Origin of the sequence: Novibacillus thermophilus, assembly GCF_002005165.1 — a bacterium.
Taxonomy (GTDB): domain Bacteria; phylum Bacillota; class Bacilli; order Thermoactinomycetales; family Novibacillaceae; genus Novibacillus; species Novibacillus thermophilus.
Window position 1 is genome coordinate 1,051,393 of record NZ_CP019699.1, and the last position, 17,569, is coordinate 1,068,961.

The following is a 17,569-nucleotide window of genomic DNA, read 5'->3' on the forward strand; positions in this document are numbered from 1 at the left end:
CCCCTATGATACCACATCGCACTTGGAGTGGAACCGCTTGATTTTAAAAGAGAACGCGTATGGAATGCCGCCCCCTTGACCATGCTGGAGATGACAGCAGGGTGAAGGGGTTATGCATTTAAATGGGAAATGGGCGAACAGTCGTCCTCGCAATCTTGTTGTTCACAATGTTCGCCGCTCTCATTGTTCGGCTCTTGCACATTCAGGTGTGGGAACCCGAGGCGTTCGGAACTGGGCACGTCGACCTTCTGACGCAAGCGAACGAACAGCAGACGCAAGTTTTTCTCGCGGACAGCGGAAGGGGGACCATTTACGATCGCCGCGGAGCCGCTTTGACCGGTGAACGGGACTACCACATCATTGTCTTTCCCCTCGCCCGCCCGATCGATCGTCTGACAGAGTTGTCAGCCATTTTAGGGTGGACAGAAGAAGCGTTGCAAGGGGCACTGCGCGAAATCGATCAGCCGCAATTCCTTAAAGATACGAAAACGGGACGTCCGATCGCGGTGTCCGAGGCACAGGCACGCGCGATACAGGACCTTAACATTCCAGGTGTGCACGCGCTCTACTCCGAAGGAGACCGATACGCTCCCAACAGATTGGCGCATCACTTGCTGGGGACCATCCGCTTCAACACGGAAGCGAAACAAGGGATCGAAAGCGGAGAAGGTGTGTCGACAGGTGCCGTTGGCTCGCGGGGACTGGAAAAGTCATTTGATCCGTTTTTACGCGTATCCGGTGTGAACCGAGTGACGTATGCTGTAGACGGGGCGGGAAAGCCTTTGTCAGGGGATCAAACGGAGTGGGAGAACACCCTGGCGTTGGGCAGCGAGTCTCCTAAGTCCCTCGTGACGTCTGTTGATGCCCAGATTCAACAGATTGTCGAACAAGCCTTAGATCAGTCCTCTTCTGCCGCTCCCCTTTCTCGTCGCGGCGTATCAGACGGAGCCGCTGTCGTGCTTGACATTGCCAGCGGAGATGTACTGGCCATGGCCAGTCGTCCCCACGAGGGGGAAAAAGGTGAGGATGGTCTGCCGGGGGAGGCGAACCGCGCTTTGCTTGCCATGGAACCCGGTTCCATCTTTAAAACGGTTATCGCGGTCGCGGCCCTCGATCAAGGAATCGTGCGCCGTGAAGACGAATTTTTTTGTGACGGGAAACTGCATGCGTACAATTTACCCTGCTGGACGTTGGGCGAAGGAGGGCACGGTCATCTCACCTTTGCCGATGCGTACGCCGAGTCGTGTAACGTCGTCTTTGGAGAACTAGCTGTTCAATTAGGTGGAGACACCATTGCTGAATACGCAGACAAACTCGGCATCGGTCATAAGGTCGGGTGGGAAGGACAGGTCTATCACGATCAACAATTTGCTCAATTGCCGGAAGAAGAAGCGGGACAACTGTTTCACGACAAAAGGGACAGGCACGACCGTTACGCGTTGGCGCAAACTGGAATCGGGCAGCGGGATGTCCGCGTCACTCCCCTGCAAGCGGCCAATATGGTGGTATCGCTGTTTCATCCCGGAAAGTTGCACCATCCCCGCGTCGTCAGTGAAATTCAGTACGATAACGGAGATCCTTATTTTACGTTTGAACCACAAGTGCAACAGACGGACAACCCGATAAAGTCGGATACTTTGCAAACGGTGCGTCAACTCATGATCGAAGTGGTACAGTCCGGTACTGCGTCTCCCTTGTCTGATGCCGAGTGGAAGTTAGGCGGGAAGACCGGGACGGCTCAGGTTGCCAAAACTGGAAAAGAACACAAATGGATGATCGGTTTCGGCCCGTTAGACAAGCCTCAATACGCCGTGGCTGTCGTCTCGCGGTATTCAGAAGGCGGTGAAGCGCATCTGGATACATTTCAGGCGATCATGGACGGCTTGGCACGATACGAATCAGAAGCGGACTCCCAGTGAGACACTCGATTTCCCCCTAGACAGACAAGGACAGACCCTCCGACACATAGACTAATCCATATAGTCTTTCGCGGAGGTGGCGTGTTTGGCCGGAATCTTCCCAACGATCGCCCTATTTTTCAAAGATTTAATGGTCTTCGTCTCTTACGTCAAGAACAACGCTTTCCCCCAGCCGTTAAACGAAGAAGAGGAGGACAAGTACTTAAAGAGGTTGCGCGAGGGAGATCGAAAAGCCCGCAACATCCTGATCGAACACAATTTGCGCTTAGTGGCGCACATTGTGAAAAAGTTCGAAAATACCGGTGAAGACACGGAAGATCTCATTTCCATCGGAACTATCGGCTTAATAAAAGGTGTCGAAAGTTACACGCCTGGAAAAGGGACAAAATTGGCCACGTATGCTGCTCGCTGCATCGAGAACGAGATTCTAATGTCTATAGGGTAGTAAAGATTTCATGCTGTTTGTTCGAGGTGAGTTAAGCATGAGCGCGTGTTTCACGTTATGTACCTCCTTATTGGAGGGCATATATGTTCGAAAATAAGTATTAATAAAGAAAGCCCGGGAGGAGTCGATACACAAAACAAAAACCGTGACATTTGGCAACACATAGTTTACACTTAGAGTGCATGACCGACCCAGTGTGTGCTGGAATATCGGCCGTGCTTTTCATTATAGTCATTAAGGCCGAGGGTGATTATTGTGAAATCTCGTGATGTGGATATAAGAAAAGGTCTTCATTATACGTTATTGAAAGACCATAAAAATGACCCTGACACCTTAGTCTTAGATGAAATGACTATATGCCAAGGCGACGCGAGAATAGATGTTGCTGTTATTAATGGAAAAATTAACGGATTTGAAATAAAAAGCGAAAGTGACACATTGGAACGTCTACCGAGACAGGTGGATCTATATAATATGGTTTTTGATACTGTAACAATTGTAACTGGGCCTCGCTACATCGACGGAATATTAGATTTAATACCTGATTGGTGGGGTATCATTAAAACTGAAATGGATTCAGATCGACAAGTTTATTTCTACACTATTCGTGAAGCTCAAAACAATTACAACAGTGATCCTTTAGCAATTGCACAACTACTATGGAGAAACGAAGCTTTGGAAATTTTAAAAGAAAAGGGCTTGCATAAAGGTCTTTTAAGCAAGCCTAGAAGAGTTTTATGGCAAGCTTTAGCCGAAAAACTAAGCATTGACGAACTTAAAGATGAAGTTAGAAAGAAACTGAAGAATAGGTCAAACTGGCGAGGTCATTAACTGTAATTGTTAAATGATGACTTGTTCCTGCTTCTCTCCAAGATGTTAAGTTCCCTGGATTGGTAAGTCTTTCTGAAACTTCTTTTATATACTTATCACCAGCAGAATAATTTTCTCCTTTGAACTCTTTGTGTTCTACGACTTTCCTCGCTAGCTTATGATATTGTGAGTAGCCATTCCGTTTTAAATTAGTACCCTTAAAGATAATGAAGCTATCTCCAGAAGTATAGCGAATGTTAGCGCTAGGCTGAATGATTCGTGGATCTCCTTCAAAAGGTTGAGGGTTAGCAATCCCATAATCACCAAAGAGTGGAATTCTTCTAAGGTTAGAAGAATTGGATACGATTTTATTCCAAATTACCCATTCAGACCTTTCAATTTTTGTAACTTGGTTTGTACCAAGACCCGATAAATCTTCTGGTATTGCCGTAGCAGTTAAAATTAAATTTCTCCATGCCAATATATCTGGTATATTGTTTAAAAGACCGTTTAAGAATAAATATGTTCTTGTCCTATCTTTCGGGTCAACATACTTATAATCAATTAACAAATCTATATTATCAGGTGAAGTATTAAAATATCTTAATAATTCGTCTATATTTTTATTTAAGTCTTCAAAATCATTTTCTGTCAGTCTAAAACATAACCCTAACCTGTCGTTAATTAAAGCGTTTTTAACCTCTCGTTGATAATCTGGATCCCGGTCTGTTCCAGTCACAGGCACAATTTTAACCCCTTGACTGCGGGCATTATCTGATATATGTGATAACGGGTGTGTACCGTCAACCATTCTTTCAGCAGGGTCAATCCATAACATATCAAGGTACAGCATTCTTTCTGTTCCCAAAGTTCTTTTAAAACTGTTAATAATCCCTCTAAATGTTCGTCAATCGTCCTCTTTGGTTGTTCATTTTCATAATCCCAATCAATAGGTGGTACTTCAATGAGGGGAGTTAATCCATTTTTAATGTCTGGATCAAGTTCTTCAATAGCGCCTTGTTCCCCTTTTTTCCATTTCAAGATTGGCACATAATGATTTTTTTCAAACATACTAAATTCCTCCTAAATAAGTTAAATTTATCTATATAAAAAGACACGCCTCAAATTCATGATGCATGTCTTGGTGTCATAATCGTAATCCTCTGTTTTATAATATTTCCGAGTTACTCAAACCACTCAATCGTCCCCAACTTATCTCCAAAACGGATAATAGCATCTATTTTTCGCTTGTGTATCAACTCCAATCTAAATTGTGCAAACTCTTCCGTTACAAGGAAGTAATCTGCAATTTCAGATATCATGACTGCTTGGTCGAAGGCGGCATTATAGATGTGGTCTAAAAACTGTTTCGGCATGAGAAGATATGCCGCCATTTTTTTGGCTTGCTTTTCATCCTTGTTAATCTCATAATCTTTCTTTCCCAATTGATTAGAATAATGATTGTATAAATGGCAAAACTCCTCAGCAATAACTATACGCTTATTGATGTGATCAAGATCATGCTGAACAAATATAATGCCTTTTCGTCCTTCTGATGGAATTGAATAACTACTTTCTTCAGTAGGAAGCAGTTTGATACCATAACGCCAGCAAATATAACCCATATCTATTTCGTCAGGGTATCGAAAATTAAAATTGGATAAAACGCTGTTTGCTTTGTCCTCCCACGTATCATTGATGCTGGTTAGCATTTTAAATAATTCCAAGATGTTCCAGCCCCTAGGTGTATAAAAAAGAACCCTATACAAAAAGTAAGGATTCTCAGGTGTAATTTCTAAGTTGCATATTCTTATATTACAGTTGTGTTATTTTATTTTTCTTAATTCAGCAATGTCGGCTTCATGTTCAATGGACCGTACCGATAAACGTTCAAGTATTTTATCTTGCTTGGCTTGGCTGGTCATTAATGTTTTGACATCTTGAGATGTTTCCGTGACAGCCTGCTTTATTTCTGGAATTTGCTCAACGAATGATTTCATTTCTTGTTGTTCGGCTTGAAGAAGTGAGATCCCTTCAGCATTTTTCACGACTTGTTCTTTCGTTGCGTCTAACTTTGCTTCTATTCCGTCTAAACGCTCGTTCGTTTTTTGCTGTTCTACTTTAATATCAGTGACTTCTTTTTTAAGTGCTAGTAGTTCCTTTTCGATCGGTTGTAATGACCCTTTGATGACAGATTCTAGCATCTCTTTAAGATCACTGTTCATATGGTCATTCTCCTCTCTTTTACTTAATCCTCCAGCTCCCCAAACCCTTCTCCGAATTCCTCATCATCATCTTGCTCAATCTGCTTTCTTATGAATTCCCATGTGTCGATGAGCTGTTTTACTTTCTTTTCCGTGTCTGTGGCCAGATCGTGGAACATTATTGCGAATTTAGGGTGTTTCATCATTTCCTGGAAGACTTTATATTGCTCGGGTGTGAGTTCGATTTCTTGACCGGCGACGGTGACTTTCGAGCTGTTGTTGGGTGACGGATCGTCCGTACGGCCGAGAAGGTAGTCAGTTGTTGTATCGAAAAAATCTGCAAACTTTTGGAGAGTATTGTAATCGGGTTCTCTTTGACCTTGTTCATAATTAGCAATTTGTCCTCGCGAAAACCCAAGTCTATCCGCAAGTTCGTATTGACTTAATCCACGTTTTTTTCTTAATTCGGACAATCGTTTACCGAACATATCTTTGCACCTCATACTCATTATAGGAAACAAATAGTTTCTATACCATATTAGACACAAAAAGTTTCTGAAATGTGTTGACAGAAACATAATGTTTCTTTATGATATACTTAAACAGAAACGTAACGTGTCTAGGAGGTGATGTGAATGGCCGGAAAAAGGGTTAAGCTGATCGAACTGAGAGGTAGCCATAAACGCCCCAAAGTCGCTAAAGAAATCGGTATTACACCTCAAATGCTTGGTATGATCGAACGAGGTGACAGAACTCCTTCCTTGTCCTTGGCGATCAGGATAGCGGAGTACTACAAGGTTTCTGTTGAGGATATTTTTTTTGATGAATTTGGACACGAATCGTTTCCTAATGATCATCCTAAAACAGAAAGGAGGAAGCTCGCGTAAATGGATAAAGAACTTGAACTCACTGTCATTGATGTGTTGTAAAACAAGCGAAAGGAGGAGCTTAGCTTGACCGAACAAGAACTTGCACAACTTAAACAGCAACTCAAAGACGAAATCTTGTCGGAAATACAGTCAAAGCCTACTAAGCGGATGCAGACAGTCTGGGACAGCATCAAGCCAATGATCGAAAGGCGGTTCGGGCACCTTAACGGACCGGAACTGTATCAGCTAACAGCAGCAGTTTCCACAATCATCCGTTATTCACTTGGGATTAGGCAGGTTCGATTCATACCGTACAGCATAGAAGATGATGTCATTCGATTTGTTGACGGTTTGCTTGAAGCCATGACTGATTTGGGAGAAATAAAGAAACAACAATCAGCCTAACGAAAGGAGGTCAACTGAATTAAAGTTAAACGCTTGTATTTAGTTACTGGCGATATGTACGAAGATGTTGAAATCGTAAAGGAAGTGCCAAGTGAGTTAAAGGAGAATGTGTCAGAACTGTTCATTGGCGTGAAGTCTGACACATCCACAGTGTATATCAGTCCAGAAATGATTGTTTCGATTGAGTTAGAGAATACGACACTTAAGGTTATTTCTTCTTAGATTTTCTCGTTTGTGACAAAGCACTGCCGGCTACTTTTTTTGAAGTTTTGCTGTACCGATTGTCTCGCAAAATCTTACTTGCCTTTGTGGCTACACGTTTTGAAGTCTGTTTTTTGTTAGCCAATCGGATCACCTCCTCCCAAAGACTCATTCGACAGGGAGGAAGAAAATCCTACATCAGCCTAACGAAAGGAGAAGATATGATGAACCGGAAACTAGTCTTCATTAAAGATAATGAGCCAGTGACGGATAGTTTAACTGTAGCTGAGACCTTTGGTAAACGTCATAACGATGTGCTCAGGGATATTCGATCGTTAGGATGTAGTAAAGAATTCTCACAGCGCAATTTCGCGCAGTCAACTTATACCAATGAGCGTGGCCGCGAATACACAAAATTCATTATGACAGAGCAAGGTTTTACTTTGTTGGTTATGGGTTATACCGGTCCGAAAGCGATGGAGTTCAAAGAAAGGTATATCCAAGCATTTCACAAAATGCGTGAAAGATTACAGAAAGGTGTAGTACCTCTCAACGATCGGCAAGCACTGATCCAGTCGCTCAAACTCACTGCCGAATTAGCGGAGGAAACTGAGGAACTAAAAACAATTGCACAACAGCATTCGCAAAAGATTCTCGAACTGGACAACAAAATCGAGGAGCAAATCACGCTAGACCATGCAGAACAACGGAAGCTACAGAAAACAGTAGCTCGAAAGGTATACAGCATTACTGACGATCCTGCCGAACGTCGTCGGTTATTTCGCGAACTGTACCGTGAAATCAAAGACCGGTTTGGTGTTGCGAGTTACAAAGACGTGAAGCGCAAGGAGTTGAACAGTGCCATCAATTATGTAACTAACTGGATCCCGAGGAAAGTGTCTTAAATGAGAATAAAAGTGATAAAAGGACCATTGTTCGAGAGGTGTCTTAAGCAAAGTTATATTTACCTCCGCAGAGTTGTAGAGGAGAAAATACGTACTGGTGAATACAAAGAGAAAATAGATTATCAAAGTCAAAGCCGAAGAACAAATTTTAATTGAAGAGGAGAAAGCAGCCCGCGACCAAGAGTGAGGAGTGAAATGAGGATGTCTCTGATGGGAAATCTTACGAAGGGAAATGTAGTGACTAAATGGTAGGCGCGGGCGAGGGAGAAGTTCAAGACATCAACCACTATCTATAGTACATGGAAATAGGGTCACAAAAAAGACGAACAACGCGACAAAGGAGGCGAACAAACGCATGAGTATGGGACAAGCGATAGCGGAGGCACGACAAGGCATGACGCAAGCGGAGTTAGCGGAGAAATTACACCTAGATAGGACATCAGTCGGGAAGTACGAGACTGGGAAACGTCGAGTGCCGGAACACATGAGAGCCACCATAGCCAGCACACTTGACGATCCGGTGGTGTACTTTGCAGCAGAGGAAGAAGCGACGGGAGGTGTTACGATTCCATATCTGAACGGAGAACGGATAGAAAGGAGCTTATCCGCCATGAAGGAACTGGCGCGGTACGAAGCCCTAGAGGCTTTAGAACATCTTGACCGGGTACGGTTCCATAAGCCGCCGGAATACTGGACTGAAGAAGAAAAAGCAGAAGTGCAACAAGTGATGTACGAACTCCTGGACGCGGCAGCAAGTATTCAAAATCTTGTAGCGGTGTCGTGCAAAGATTATGGTTTTTCTCCCAAGAAAATTTACAAAGAATGGCGTAATACCGTGAAAAAGCGAGGATGGATGAAATGAGAGGGATAGGAACTATCAACTTTATCGGAGATGAAGCAAGAGAGGAAGTCGCAGTATGACTGACAGGGAGCGAATTTCACGCTTAATTGACCGGCTTTCGGTTTTCGCTGAAAGGCAGAAGAATACAGAGGACAACACTGACTTCATGAAAGGATACCTCACTGGAAAATGTGACGCTTATAACTTTTGCATCGAATTGATTCAGGAGGAGTTCGGTTTGAAAGAGGAGGGAAGGGACGAATGATCTTTTTCGCCGGTACTGCTAGGGAGTGGATGAATCTATCCGAACAGCAGAAAAAGGATTTGACCGGATCAGTATTGGTTTTGCAGAAACAGAAAAAAGCCGCTGCTCGAAGGCAAACGGCATAAAGTATCACTACCGTAATTGTACCACGTTGGTGGTGCGATCACAAGGCGGGATTCAGTCCCGCCATCGGGGAGCGTAGCTAAATCGTTATCTAGTTACGCTCTCGGATGGCGCGACTGAGCGCCAGCAAGGCGGTGGCGGAAAAGGTAGACGCTAAAGCACACCCTTAATGAGACCAGCAATAGGTAGTGGAAATAGGCTTGGGTTGGACGCTGCCATGCAGGGTGCAAATCCCTGCCCGCCTTACAAATACGTACGAACGAAAGGAGTGATAAACGTGAATCGGGCAACATCTTCATATGAGCGTTGTCAGCCCACAATCGAATTCTTCTGGTGGTGTCCGGAATGCGGTATCGAAGTTGAACCTTCCGAGATTGCAGAAGATGGAACGCACGATGTATACGAAGGCGGTTGTGGCCAACAGGCTGATTATTGTTACCGGCGCAAAAAGAAAAAAACAATCGCGCTGTAACGCGATTGTTCGAGGGTTTTTTAAAAATCCGCTTGAAGATATGTTATCACGAAAAAACCTCGAAATCAATTGGAGGAGGGATTGCTTTGAATGCGACAGTATTGGCTCCGACTGTCGAGATGGAGCATGAACAGTGGTTGGAGGCAAGAAGAAAAGGCATTGGCGGCAGTGACGCTGCTGCTATTGCTGGCTTAAACAAATGGAAATCTCCTGTTCAGGTGTACCTTGAAAAAACGGGACAAGCTCCTGAGGAAGAGGCGGGGGAAGCCGCCTACTGGGGAAATATTTTGGAAGATGTGGTGGCACAAGAATTTTCTAATCGAACAGGATTAAAGGTACGTCGTAGAAATGCAATTTTACGTCACCCGAAACATGAGTGGATGATTGCTAACGTTGACCGTTTGATCGTCGGAGAACGCACAGGTCTAGAATGCAAAACGGCATCTGAGTACCTCAAGGATGAATGGGCCGGCGATGAAGTCCCTGCAACATATCTCATCCAATGCCAGCACTACATGGCCGTCACTGGTTATGACGCTTGGTGGATCGCTGTTCTCATTGGGGGTAACAAATTCGTGTACAAGAAGATTGAACGCGACGATGAGCTGATCAGCTACCTAATCGACATTGAACGGGACTTTTGGGAGAACCACGTCAAGAAGCGAATCCCACCGGCGTTTGACGGTTCGGATGCTTCCAGTGACTTGCTTAAAGTGCTGTATCCCGAAGCAGCACCGGAAAGTGACATTGAGTTGCCAGATGAAGCAGATAAGCTCATTGAGGCGCTTGAACAAATAAACGCTGAGCTCAAGGAAATAGAAACACAAAAAAAAGAATATGAGAACCGATTAAAAGGGATGCTTGGCGAGTTCGAGACCGGTGTGGCTAGTAACCACATCGTGACGTGGAAAAACGTCACCAGTAATCGTGTAGATACGAAAAAACTTAAAAAAGAGCGACCAGATATTTATGAACAGTATTTAAAAAAGTCGACGTCGAGAAGATTTAATATCAAGGAGGCTAACTAATGGCTCAAAACAAGGATATTAAGAATCAGCTGTCAAAGCGGGCAAATAGTGGTAATGGTAAACCTCAGACACCAGCCCAAACAATTGCATCATATTTAAAAAGAATGGGACCGGAAATTGAGAGGGCGCTACCAAAGCATATGGACGCTGATCGTTTGGCACGTATCGCACTTACTACTATCCGCACGACACCAAAACTTATGGAGTGTAACTTGCCATCGCTCATGGGAGCTGTGATGCAAGCGGCACAGTTGGGACTGGAACCGGGGTTGATAGGTCATTGTTACATCATTCCGTACGGAAAAGAAGCTACATTCATCATCGGTTATAAGGGCATGATCGATCTAGCTAGACGTTCGGGTAACATACAAAGCATTTATGCCCATGCAGTATACGAAAATGATGAATTCGACTATGAACTGGGGCTAAATCCGAAGTTGGTACACAAGCCTTATATGGAAGGTGACCGTGGAGAGTTTATCGGCGCATACGCAGTAGCACATTTTAAAGACGGTGGATACCAAATGGAATATATGCCTAAAGCAGAGATTGAGAAACGTAGAGAACGTTCAGCATCAGCTAAATCGCGTCATAGTCCGTGGGCAACCGACTACGGGGAGATGGCCAAGAAGACCGTCATCCGTCACATGTGGAAGTATCTGCCCATTAGCATCGAGATCCAACAGCAAGCCATGCACGACGAGGTTGTGAAAAAAGACATTACATCAGAGCCGGAGTTCGCTCATGACGTGATCGACATTGAGACCGGCGAAATTGTGGAAGAGCCAGTTGAAGAAGAACAGGTGAAGCAAAATACTCAACCGGATACGAGTGACCCAACAGAAGAAGAGATGAGTGAGATCCTTACTGGAAAATGATGTGACAAATGGAGAAGGGCTTGTTTGCCTTCTCTGATGGCTAGGAGGGAAAAGGATGGCCGAGAGCTTTCCGTTTACAACCTATTCAGGATTGTTAGAACCAAAGCACTATAAAAGAATAGGATCGGCCATCTGGCTCTTTCTATGGTGTATCAGCTCAACAACAAAAGAAGTAGAGAAAGACGGAATAGTCTGGGGGATTGTACTAGGCAATAAACCATTAAAGATTACTGAATTAGCGATGATCTTTGAGGTTAATGAGAAAACTGTCAGGCGTTGGCTAGATACACTTGAACAACACGGATATATACGTGTTACGCGAGTGCCTTATGGGTTAATCCTAACGGTGAAAAATTCTAAAAAGTACAAAGGAAAAAGAGTGGACAAAAATGTCCATTCTCAAGCAGATCGGACAAATATGTCCAATCCAGAGTGGACAGAAGTGTCCGATCACTCGGACAAAAATGTCCACTCTAATAAAGATATTACAAGAGATATTACAAAAGATGATGGATGGATGGATATAACTACACGCGAGGAAGATGTCAAAGGTGACGGGATGCCGATTACCGATGATGCCGTTCATGAAATTTCACCTTTGCGAAAGATTGAGAATCACTTCCTGATGCGTAGAAACTCGGGCGTTTCGCTCAGTCCTGATGACTACGAGTTAATGCAAGAGTTGATCAATGACGGAGTGCCGGTCTCCGACATTATCGCTGGAATCGACCATGCGTTCGACACGTTTCAGCCTCGTTTTAAACATGACAAAATACGGAGCTTTGCATATTGTGAACCGATCATTAGACAGCGATATCACCAACGGACTGAAAGAAAAAAAGCAGAAGGGAGGTTAAAGTCAAATGAAAGCAGCAGGCAGCATGATACAGGACATTCAGGAACGCATAAACCGATTACGGGCGGAAAGACCGGCTGGCTCAACCGACCAACCGGCAGTGACGTATGACTGTTCTAAGTGTAAAGACGAAGGAGGATTCATCAAGCGTGATAAAGATGGCGTGGAACGCTGGGTGTTTTGTGAATGCTGGAAGCAGAAACAGACTGAACGGTTATTTAAGTCCAGTCAGATCACTGAAGAATTCCAAAAGCTGACGTTTCAAGGTTTTGTGACGAACGGCAGGCCAAAAGTGGTCGAAGAGGCTTTTTTGGCGGCAAAACACTATTTCATGAATTTCCGTGATATCCGTGAGAAACGGGAAAACAGCATCGCTCTTCTGGGAGAACCAGGGTGCGGTAAAACGCACTTACTCATGGCGCTATCAAACAACCTAATTAAACGTGGTGTGAGGGTGCAGTATTTTCCGTGGGTGGAAGGATACAACGACTTGAAAAACAACTTGGATCTACTAGACGAAAAAATCTACCAGATGCAGACCGTTCCCGTGCTGTTCATCGACGACTTGTTCAAGGGACGCAGGGAAGCGACAAACTTCCAGATAGAGCAGTTGTTTGCAGTGGTAAATTACCGGTATTTAAATCACTTACCGATCTTGGTTTCTTCTGAAAAAGACATTGATGAGATATGCGAGATCGACATGGGGATTGGATCTCGAATCTATGAGATGTGCAAAGACTATACTGTGGTTTTGAAGGGTGTTCCCGGATTGAATTATAGAATACGAGAGTTGGAGGATGCATATGTGCCCAACGTGCAATAACACTGGAGTTGTAGTAGCAAATGACGGTGTCATAGCGACATTTCAGAAGTGTCCGGATTGTGATCGAACTTTGGAAAACGAAAGACGGTTGAAGTGGCTTCGAAAACAGGTGAAGGAGTACGAACGACGTAAAGGCAGAATGAAAAGGAGCGGGTGACAGTGGGAGAACTTATGAGGATGGTGCTCATAAAAAAGCTTGAGCAAAAGCAGATATATGAATCCAGTGACGGCCGACTGTTACGGCAGTTAACGCAGGATGAGTTGGAAACAGAACTTCAGCGGGCGGAGAACCGGGAGCAGCTACTGCAGGCGCAGGAGGGGTGAGGGAGAATGATCCGTTTCACCGTGCCGGGGCGTCCAGTACCGGCTGCAAGGATGACACATAAAGGGAAATTTGTCAGCAAACAAGCGGAACGGTACTTAAACTATAAAAACAAAGTTGGTTGGATAGCGAGGCAGAATCGAGTAAAACGATTGGAGGGGGCGGTATGCGTTGAATTATACTTGTACCTTCATGGAGGAAGACAGGGTGATGCTGACAATTACGCGAAGTCAATCCTCGACGGACTCAACGGGATCGCTTGGACAGATGATGAAAAAGTGAAACGTTTGGTGGTTGAAAAACGGGGGTGTGGACCGGATGAAGAACGAGCAGAAGTGACAATTGAGTCCATGCCAGAAGTGGAGGATAGCGTAGGGTTATGAAAGTATCGGACAAGTACTGTGTCGGGTGTGTATGGATTATTCGGCACGAAAACAGACGTGAAGGTGTATGCCCATTCGTGAAGTGCGTTAAACGTGTTGGTTGGTCAAGTGCGAAAGAATGGCGGGAGTGTTCGGGATGGAGTTAACAGTCATGCAGTTGGTTTTGTGGGGAACTGTTTTATCGGGAATCTGTTTAGTAGCTGGAGCGTTTATCGGCATTGTTTTGGCGGCACTTATGACAACGGCAAAGGAGGCGGACAAGCAATCAGAACGTTTAAGAAAGGGGAAAAGTATCGACCCGTCGTTATGGTTCTAAAGACGAAGAAGGGTAAGCCGACCGTTATCCGGGTGAGCGGACGTGAATATCAGTTGAGATTGGCGGGGCATACGAAGAGGAGAGGATGATTTAAATGTATCTTGATGAATTATTAAAGGAATTAGAGGAATTGAAAGAAGAAAATGAGCGATTAAAGCAGGAGAATAAAACGTTACAAGGTATTGTAGCCAGTTGTACATGCGATGAATTCGCGAATTGATAAAGGAACAAAGTAAGCACTGCGTAATTCGTTGATGATGTGAAATAAAAAATCCCCTCGCCCGGGGAAAGTTGCTTGGGTAAATTATACCACATATGGGGTGAGGGGAACATGAACCGCCGAGAAATAGAGAAAGCACTTAAAGATTATCATTGGATGGTTAAAGAAATAGCAAGATTGCGTAAAATATTAGGCGGGGCAGGGGAACGTTTGTGCAGACAATACGGAATTGAAAGTACCTTACCCAAGCCGAAAGGAATTAATACGGATATTGTATATAACGAAGTTGCTAGAAGAGAGAGGCTATGGAAACATTTAGAACAATTGGTTAAGAAAGTAGCATTTGTTGAATCTCATATACATTTAATTAGCGATGACCGAGAACGTACAGTTTTATACTGCCTTTTAGAAGGAATGACAATCGCGTCAATCGCTCGACATTTAAAGATGTCGGAAAGACAGGTTTTTAGAACTAGAGACAATATCGTGTCACGAATGTCAGGAATGTCAGGAATGTCAGGGTTGTCACGGAATTTGAATAAAGAAAAATCATGTGTGTAAAATGGGAGGCAGGAACGGTGCGGAATAGTCAAGCGTCTACCCAAACGGGCGGGCGTTTTTTTTTGCAGGAAATTATCTCCTTTTGTCGAAGTATGTTAGGTAAAACGATGAAAGGGGAGAAGTAATGTGGAAAAGGAAAAACTTTTATTTGGTAGAATGTTGGGGGAAATGTACCGAATTCAAAAAAAGTTGGGGATGCAAGTTTCTGATGCAAGGATTTATGGACTTTTAAACGGAGTAGAAGAAGCTATTGATGAAGAGATTGAAAAAATTGGCTATGTTTCAAATAGGGATATTTCCGCAGTTTGTGACGTATTGGACGAATATTACCAAGACTGGGATAAGGTTAGTAAATTAGACGGTTTTTATGAAGTAGAAGATAAATTGAGGAATAAGGGTATTGGAAGGTCAAAGGCAATTAGAATCTTGAAGTATTTATACGCATCCAATAGATACAATGATTTGATAGATAAATTTGACAGTCCAAAATCTCCAGTTGAGGCAAAGAAATTTAAATTAAAAGAATACGATTTATGAAAACTTTTCATTAGCACCCACGTGGTGCTTTTTCTTTTGCAGGAATATCCTCCCTTTTGTCGAATTAAGTTTGGCAGGAGGAGATGATGGTATGAACAAGAAAAAATTAAGGTATGCGATATTAAAGGAAATTAACAGCGGGAATAAAAGGTTAACAGAGAAGGATTTTGGGGTTTCGGAGGATGATTTTGACGAGACTGTACGCTATCTTGACAGAGAGGGTTATCTGAAAGGTCTCATGTACGCTGATGATAGACCTTGTCTGTTCGAAGGAACCGCTTATGTAACAGAAAAAGGGGAAGATTATTTATCAGCAAATAGCAAACTATCAAAAACATATAAAGGATTAAAAGAAATAAGAGATTGGTTGAAGTTATAGCGCCCAAAGGGCGTTTTTTCTTTTGGAATGACAATAAAGGAGGCGGTGGTGATGTAAATGGCGAGAGGCCCTAAGCTGAACGACCGAAAAAAAGAGAAGATAAGGCAGTTGCTGGCAGAAGGGTATGCTAAAAATGCAGTCGCGAAAAAAGTGGGTGTATCATGGGCGACAGTAGATAAGGTGAGTAAGGAAGATGCAGATGGTCTTGAGACTTTACGAGAACAGAAAAAAGAACAGTGGATAAAGGAATCGTGGAAGACAATATATCTCTACATGCAACACGTTCAATCCGAAAAGGTCATAAAGCGGACGGGTGCTAGAGACAGCGCAATTCTCATCGGGACACTTCATGACAAGATGTTAAAGGCAAAGGAACTTGAATTGAAACAACAAGAACTTGAGTTAAAGCGGAAAGAAATCGAAGAACCGCAAACGAGCCGTGTTATTATCGTTGACGACGTGCCAGAGGTAGAAACAGATGAATGAGACTATAGTTAAGGTCACGGATTTAATCAATCGAAACTTTTACCCTGTATGGAGAACGGAAAAGCCGAACGTGGTGTTATCCGGCGGACGTTCCTCGATGAAATCATCGGTTATCTCTTTGAAACTAGTGGCAGATTTCCTGAAAGACGATATGGGGAACGTTGTTTGTTTACGTAAGGTCGGGAAGTACCTCTCTACGAGTTGTTATGAACAGATTAAATGGGCAATCTACATGCTTGGCGTGGAGAATGAATTTTATTTTGGGAAATCGCCACTCAAAATCACGCACCGTCGGACAAAGACGGCTTTTTATTTTTACGGTGTAGACGATCCAATGAAATTAAAGTCAACAATCATCGCGAAAGGCTATGTGATGGCGTTATGGTTTGAAGAATTAGCCGAATTCGACGGAGTAGAGGATATAGACACGGTTGAAGATACGTTTATTCGGCAGGATTTAGACGGAAAAGAGGTAAAGGTTTATTATTCGTACAACCCACCCAGAAACCCTTACGCATGGGTGAACGAGTGGAAAGAAAGCAAAGTGAATGACCCTGACTTCTTTATTCATCATTCGACATATCTTCAGGACGAAAAAGGTTTTCTTTCAAAGCAACTGCTACGAAAAATCGAGAATTACAAAAAGAATGACTATGATTACTGGCTTTGGATGTACAAAGGGGAGATCATCGGGCTGGGAGACATGGTATACAACATGAATCACTTTCACCCGTTGGATGAACTCCCTGATGACGATGATATACTCCTCATCGATACTGCGACGGATACAGGGCATCAAGTGTCGGCGACGGTTCATTGCGCGTTTGCGTTGACGAAAAAACGAAACGTTATTTTGCTTGACACGTGGTACTATTCGCCGGAGAACAAGTCCGTGAAGAAAGCGCCAAGCGACCTGTCGAAGGACTTTTTCGAGTGGATAACGAAAATAAGAGAGACATACAAAAAATCGATCGACAGAATGACGATTGATTCGGCAGAGGGTGCGCTGAGAAACCAAGTTTTCAAGGATTATTCGATCAGGCTTCATCCAATCTCGAAAAAGAAAAAAGTGGATATGATCGACAACGTTCATGACTTGCTGGCTCAAGGCAGGTTTTTTTATTTGGATACGGAAAACAACAAGATATTTATCGAAGAACATAGAAAATATCAATGGGATGCGGATACGTTACAATCGGACGACCCGAAAGTGGTTAAAGAAGACGATCACACATGCGATGCGTTCCAATACTACGTGAATGACAACTTGCGCAAGTTAGGGTTGAAATTTTAGGCGGTGATGACATGTTCAAAGGCCTAA

At 43.6% G+C, this 17,569-nt stretch carries 24 protein-coding genes and 2 pseudogenes; 22 read left to right on the forward strand and 4 right to left on the reverse strand.

Annotated elements, in window-relative coordinates; all coding sequences use genetic code 11:
• The first annotated feature begins 122 nt into the window (after positions 1-122).
• The 3 genes and pseudogenes from B0W44_RS05165 to B0W44_RS05175 all read left to right on the forward strand — a co-directional run bounded on the left by B0W44_RS05165 (position 123) and on the right by B0W44_RS05175 (position 3,195).
• On the forward strand, positions 123-1,919 hold the full coding sequence (locus B0W44_RS05165) for a peptidoglycan D,D-transpeptidase FtsI family protein (protein WP_077719080.1): 1,797 nt from the start codon (positions 123-125) through the stop codon (positions 1,917-1,919).
• 130 nt (positions 1,920-2,049) lie between these two features.
• Positions 2,050-2,358 (forward strand): annotated as a pseudogene (locus tag B0W44_RS05170) (sigma-70 family RNA polymerase sigma factor); the annotation flags it as partial.
• A gap of 252 nt (positions 2,359-2,610) precedes the next feature.
• Entirely contained in the window at positions 2,611-3,195 is a 585-nt protein-coding gene (locus B0W44_RS05175) for a sce7726 family protein (RefSeq protein WP_149026935.1), read from the forward strand.
• Here B0W44_RS05175 and B0W44_RS05180 read toward each other — a convergent pair.
• From B0W44_RS05180 to B0W44_RS05200, 4 genes and pseudogenes are all read right to left on the reverse strand, one after another.
• Positions 3,152-4,245, reverse strand: a pseudogene (locus B0W44_RS05180) (beta family protein). The gene B0W44_RS05175 and the pseudogene B0W44_RS05180 sit on opposite strands and share 44 nt — an antisense overlap.
• Before the next feature lie 113 nt (positions 4,246-4,358).
• On the reverse strand, positions 4,359-4,901 hold the full coding sequence (locus B0W44_RS05190) for an ImmA/IrrE family metallo-endopeptidase (protein ID WP_077719085.1): 543 nt from the start codon (positions 4,899-4,901) through the stop codon (positions 4,359-4,361).
• 99 nt (positions 4,902-5,000) lie between these two features.
• The gene (locus B0W44_RS05195; protein ID WP_077719086.1) at positions 5,001-5,399 is read right to left on the reverse strand and encodes a hypothetical protein; all 399 of its coding nucleotides are present in this window, start codon (positions 5,397-5,399) and stop codon (positions 5,001-5,003) included.
• 23 nt (positions 5,400-5,422) lie between these two features.
• Positions 5,423-5,866, reverse strand: coding sequence for a helix-turn-helix domain-containing protein (locus B0W44_RS05200; protein ID WP_077719087.1), 444 nt, complete (start codon positions 5,864-5,866; stop codon positions 5,423-5,425).
• 147 nt (positions 5,867-6,013) lie between these two features.
• Between B0W44_RS05200 and B0W44_RS05205 the strand changes: the two genes are divergently transcribed.
• The 19 genes from B0W44_RS05205 to B0W44_RS05290 all read left to right on the forward strand — a co-directional run bounded on the left by B0W44_RS05205 (position 6,014) and on the right by B0W44_RS05290 (position 17,542).
• Positions 6,014-6,265 (forward strand): helix-turn-helix transcriptional regulator, encoded by a 252-nt coding sequence (locus tag B0W44_RS05205; protein ID WP_077719088.1) that lies wholly within the window; start codon positions 6,014-6,016, stop codon positions 6,263-6,265.
• A gap of 66 nt (positions 6,266-6,331) precedes the next feature.
• The gene (locus B0W44_RS05210; RefSeq protein WP_077719089.1) at positions 6,332-6,652 is read left to right on the forward strand and encodes a hypothetical protein; all 321 of its coding nucleotides are present in this window, start codon (positions 6,332-6,334) and stop codon (positions 6,650-6,652) included.
• A gap of 281 nt (positions 6,653-6,933) precedes the next feature.
• A complete protein-coding gene (locus tag B0W44_RS05220) occupies positions 6,934-7,758 on the forward strand; it encodes a Rha family transcriptional regulator (RefSeq protein WP_228441529.1) in 825 nt (274 codons plus the stop codon).
• A gap of 355 nt (positions 7,759-8,113) precedes the next feature.
• Complete coding sequence (locus tag B0W44_RS05225; protein ID WP_077719092.1) at positions 8,114-8,620, forward strand: helix-turn-helix domain-containing protein; 507 nt, start codon at positions 8,114-8,116, stop codon at positions 8,618-8,620.
• 240 nt (positions 8,621-8,860) lie between these two features.
• The gene (locus tag B0W44_RS18885) at positions 8,861-8,989 is read left to right on the forward strand and encodes a hypothetical protein (RefSeq protein ID WP_257788062.1); all 129 of its coding nucleotides are present in this window, start codon (positions 8,861-8,863) and stop codon (positions 8,987-8,989) included.
• 275 nt (positions 8,990-9,264) lie between these two features.
• A complete protein-coding gene (locus tag B0W44_RS05235) occupies positions 9,265-9,459 on the forward strand; it encodes a hypothetical protein (protein WP_077719094.1) in 195 nt (64 codons plus the stop codon).
• Between the two features lie 86 nt (positions 9,460-9,545).
• Positions 9,546-10,487, forward strand: a complete 942-nt coding sequence (locus tag B0W44_RS05240; RefSeq protein ID WP_077719095.1) for a YqaJ viral recombinase family nuclease — start codon at positions 9,546-9,548, stop codon at positions 10,485-10,487.
• Positions 10,487-11,365: a recombination protein RecT gene (recT, locus tag B0W44_RS05245; RefSeq protein ID WP_077719096.1), complete on the forward strand. Its 879-nt coding sequence runs from the start codon at positions 10,487-10,489 to the stop codon at positions 11,363-11,365. Before B0W44_RS05240 ends, recT begins: the two co-directional genes overlap by 1 nt.
• Before the next feature lie 55 nt (positions 11,366-11,420).
• Positions 11,421-12,332, forward strand: coding sequence for a MarR family transcriptional regulator (locus B0W44_RS05250; RefSeq protein WP_077719097.1), 912 nt, complete (start codon positions 11,421-11,423; stop codon positions 12,330-12,332).
• On the forward strand, positions 12,229-13,044 hold the full coding sequence (locus B0W44_RS05255; protein ID WP_228441532.1) for an ATP-binding protein: 816 nt from the start codon (positions 12,229-12,231) through the stop codon (positions 13,042-13,044). Before B0W44_RS05250 ends, B0W44_RS05255 begins: the two co-directional genes overlap by 104 nt.
• A gap of 177 nt (positions 13,045-13,221) precedes the next feature.
• A complete protein-coding gene (locus B0W44_RS17700) occupies positions 13,222-13,368 on the forward strand; it encodes a hypothetical protein (protein WP_169835431.1) in 147 nt (48 codons plus the stop codon).
• 6 nt (positions 13,369-13,374) lie between these two features.
• Entirely contained in the window at positions 13,375-13,749 is a 375-nt protein-coding gene (locus tag B0W44_RS05260; protein WP_077719099.1) for a RusA family crossover junction endodeoxyribonuclease, read from the forward strand.
• 136 nt (positions 13,750-13,885) lie between these two features.
• Positions 13,886-14,065, forward strand: coding sequence for a hypothetical protein (locus B0W44_RS05265; protein WP_077719100.1), 180 nt, complete (start codon positions 13,886-13,888; stop codon positions 14,063-14,065).
• A 94-nt stretch (positions 14,066-14,159) separates the two neighbouring features.
• A complete protein-coding gene (locus B0W44_RS18890; protein ID WP_257788063.1) occupies positions 14,160-14,285 on the forward strand; it encodes a hypothetical protein in 126 nt (41 codons plus the stop codon).
• Positions 14,286-14,396: 111 nt separating this feature from the next.
• Entirely contained in the window at positions 14,397-14,846 is a 450-nt protein-coding gene (locus B0W44_RS05270) for a helix-turn-helix domain-containing protein (protein ID WP_077719101.1), read from the forward strand.
• Between the two features lie 126 nt (positions 14,847-14,972).
• Positions 14,973-15,383, forward strand: a complete 411-nt coding sequence (locus B0W44_RS05275) for a hypothetical protein (protein WP_077719102.1) — start codon at positions 14,973-14,975, stop codon at positions 15,381-15,383.
• A 91-nt stretch (positions 15,384-15,474) separates the two neighbouring features.
• Positions 15,475-15,762 carry a YjcQ family protein gene (locus tag B0W44_RS05280; protein ID WP_077719103.1) on the forward strand — a complete coding sequence of 96 codons (288 nt, stop codon included), beginning with the start codon at positions 15,475-15,477 and terminating at the stop codon, positions 15,760-15,762.
• A 57-nt stretch (positions 15,763-15,819) separates the two neighbouring features.
• Positions 15,820-16,248: a helix-turn-helix domain-containing protein gene (locus tag B0W44_RS05285; protein ID WP_077719104.1), complete on the forward strand. Its 429-nt coding sequence runs from the start codon at positions 15,820-15,822 to the stop codon at positions 16,246-16,248.
• Entirely contained in the window at positions 16,241-17,542 is a 1,302-nt protein-coding gene (locus B0W44_RS05290; RefSeq protein WP_077719105.1) for a PBSX family phage terminase large subunit, read from the forward strand. Before B0W44_RS05285 ends, B0W44_RS05290 begins: the two co-directional genes overlap by 8 nt.
• Positions 17,543-17,569 lie beyond the last annotated feature (27 nt).